The organism is Cypionkella sp. TWP1-2-1b2 (assembly GCF_049896245.1).
GTDB lineage: Bacteria > Pseudomonadota > Alphaproteobacteria > Rhodobacterales > Rhodobacteraceae > Cypionkella.
Genome location: NZ_JAFCTX010000087.1, coordinates 1 through 3033, shown reverse-complemented (window position 1 = coordinate 3033; position 3033 = coordinate 1). Strand labels below are relative to the sequence as shown.

Annotated in this window: 2 protein-coding genes; both read right to left on the bottom strand. The window is 55.9% G+C overall.

Translation table 11 applies throughout. From position 1 onward, the window contains the following. Positions 1–609 precede the first annotated feature (609 nt). Positions 610–1209, bottom strand: a complete 600-nt coding sequence (locus ACP7AP_RS24045) for a sulfite oxidase heme-binding subunit YedZ (RefSeq protein ID WP_426038429.1) — start codon at positions 1207–1209, stop codon at positions 610–612. Next, complete coding sequence (msrP, locus tag ACP7AP_RS24040; RefSeq protein WP_426038427.1) at positions 1209–2111, bottom strand: protein-methionine-sulfoxide reductase catalytic subunit MsrP; 903 nt, start codon at positions 2109–2111, stop codon at positions 1209–1211. The genes ACP7AP_RS24045 and msrP overlap by 1 nt, the downstream gene beginning before the upstream one ends. Between the last annotated feature and the right edge of the window lie 922 nt (positions 2112–3033).

The window sequence follows — 3033 nt, the reverse complement described above, 5'->3', positions numbered from 1 at the left end:
GGCCTGCCGCCAGCGTTCATTCTGAGCCAGGATCAAACTCTCAAGTTGAAACTGTATCTCTACAGTTCTTGACGTCGAACCTTCGCACATCTGCCTTGCTCCTAAGAACAAGGTCTTTCTCAATTCATGTGCTCGTGTTTCCAAAGAAACAAGAACCCACAAACCGTGAAGCTTTAACTAGATCATCGGTAGCTCGCATTGCTGCAAATTCCCTACTAGCCCAGATATGCTAACAATTTCGACGCCGATGCGCCCAAACCGCCCACATATCCCTTCAACTTATACCAATTTCAAAGAGCTATCTTCCGACAAAAATTCCAACGGGCGCTAAACTCTTAGCGCTTCGTCGAAGGCCTTATCTTCAGATTTTCCGAACCTTAACAACCGCTTACGCTTTGTTTCGTTTCGTCACCGTCACTGTTTCGCTTCGGTAAGGCGGTGTTTAGGGTTAGTCGCCGGAAGCCGCAATAGCAAAAAACACCTCTCAACTCACTTTTTTACAGATTTGTGAATTTATCTGCAATTTCTGGAGGTTGGCGGAAGCTTCCTCCGCGAACACCCCCCTTTGGCGCAACAATCTTACCTCTGGTCGCTGCACTGCGTCACGACTCAGGCGGCTTGCAGCGCTTTTTTCCGCGCTTTGAGTCGGCGGGCGAGCAAAAGTCCCGCCACAGCGGCAAGATAAAGTGCCGATTCCAGCGTGTAGACCTTCCCGATCATCACAAAATGCACCGCACCGGCCAAAGTCGCCGGATAAGCCAGCCAATGCAGCTGTTTCCATCGCAATGCGCCGAGTCGTTTCACCATCGCGTTGTTGGACGTCACCGCCAGAGGAACCAGCGCCACGAACGCCAGCATCCCCACGATAATGAATGGCCGCTTGGTCAGCTCGATGAAAATCTCCGACCAGCGCAGCGCAAGGTCCAGCACCACCCATGTCATCAGATGTAGAGCGATGAACATGAAGCCCATCAGCCCTAAGGCGCGACGGAACTTCAGAAGGTTCACCCCATACCAGCGCAGCGGGGTGATGCAGAGCGTGGCGATCAGGATTTGCAGTCCGCGCGTGCCGAGTGTGCGCTCCAAGACCTTCGCCGGGTCAGGGGTAGAGAGCGACGCATAGATCACCCAAATCGCCAGCGCCACGCCAGATATATATATTGTATAGGCCGGGATGCGGCGGGCGGTTTGGTTGATCGCGTTCAGCATCAGTAATCCTGCGTCAGATCTTGGCCAGCATACAGACTGGCGACCTGATCGCCGTAGCCGTTGAACTTCACCGTATCTATCCGCCCCGCGAACAGACCCCCACCAATGCGGCGTTCGGAAGCCTGAGACCAGCGGGGGTGATCGACCTCGGGGTTCACGTTGGCATAAAAGCCGTATTCATTGGCGGCGAGGGTGTTCCATGTTGTCACCGGCTGCTCGGCCACCAAAGAAATCCGAACAATAGCTTTCACCGATTTGAAGCCATATTTCCACGGCACAATCAGCCGGATCGGCGCGCCGTTCTGGTTCGGCATCGGTTTTCCATAGAGACCCGTCGCGATCAGGGTCAGCGGGTGCATCGCTTCGTCCAGCCGCAGACCTTCCCGATAGGGCCAGTCGATCATGCCGCCGTTGATGCCGGGCATCTCATCCAGACGGACCACGGTTTCGAACGCCACATATTTCGCTTCCGGCTTCACCCCCAGCTTTTGCAGCAGGCCGGACAGTTGGAAGCCCTGCCACGGCACGATCATCGACCATGCTTCCACACAGCGGAAACGGTAGATGCGCTCCTCGATCGGTTGGCCTGCGATCAGGTCCGCCAGAGAGTAGGTGCCGGGGTTGTCCACCAGACCGTCCACCGTGACAGACCACGGGTCGGTTTTCAGCTTGCCGGCATAAGCGGCGGGGTCGGCCTTGTCGTAGCCGAATTCGTAGTAGTTGTTGTAGGTGGTGATGTCCTCGAAACTATTCGGGGCTTCATCGGTGGAATAGAGGCTGGTTTGGGCGAGGGCGGGGCTTGCCACGCTGAGGGCGGCGGCTCCGGCGATCAGGGCTCGGCGGTTCAGGAGCAGGTGTTGCGGGGTGATGTCGGCACGGGTGTATTCGGGAAGGGGGGGCATTGCGGTCTCCTCTGAAGCTTTGAAAACAAGATGACGCAGGTTCGGGAAAAGACAAAATCATCTGATCTCGCATCTGTGACAGGCGGTTGAAATATATGTGTTGGGTATGGTCCCGAGTCGGGACTGTTCTATGGGTCGAGTGATTTCAATATGTTAGATGGAGGCCGTAAGGATTTGTTAAGGTCTTGCGGAAATTGCACTTGCGACCCAGAGCACAGCCCACACCGAGGCGTTCGGCCAGATTGGTCTATTCTGCACAGCATTTGCCGATTTTCTGAGGAATTGTTACAGTCTGGCGAAGGCAACACTGCAAGCGCAGCCCAAGATTCGCGCTGCCTGCGACCCCCACCCAATCATTTGCACATGAAGGCATCCGGGGTGGATGCGCGGCTCCACAGATACAAAGCCTCACCCGAATGCCACAACGCCGCGGCACCCGGCAAGACACTGACGGAATTGAGCTTACCTACAGCGCGCTTGCGGATCCGCCGGTTCAGCGCCGCTGAAACGCGGTTGCAAAGACCGATATCCCACACCGCCCCATTCTGTCCTTTAACCAAACCCCTATCGGCACCCATTCTGGTTTCGCTCGGTGTGCCGGTGTCGGAATACTCAAGTCGATGCCCCTGCAAATGCACCTTGAGGTGAAGCTGTAGGCAACCGTCTATGCCCGCATATTCTCGAACGCTGCCGACCGATGGCCCTGAAGTTATAGAGGTCTTACTTATGACAAGCCCCGGACCTGCATCCCGAACCCGCAACATAAGATAGACGGCCGAACGCAGCTCTCCATTTGGATAGGCACGGGGCTCTGTTGCACAAATCGTGAGGGATTCCCTGCGTGACTGCAAGGTGTTAGTCGCAGGGTATGAGCAAACCTGCACCTCCGACCTACCGCACGACGAACTGGCGCTCTTACAAC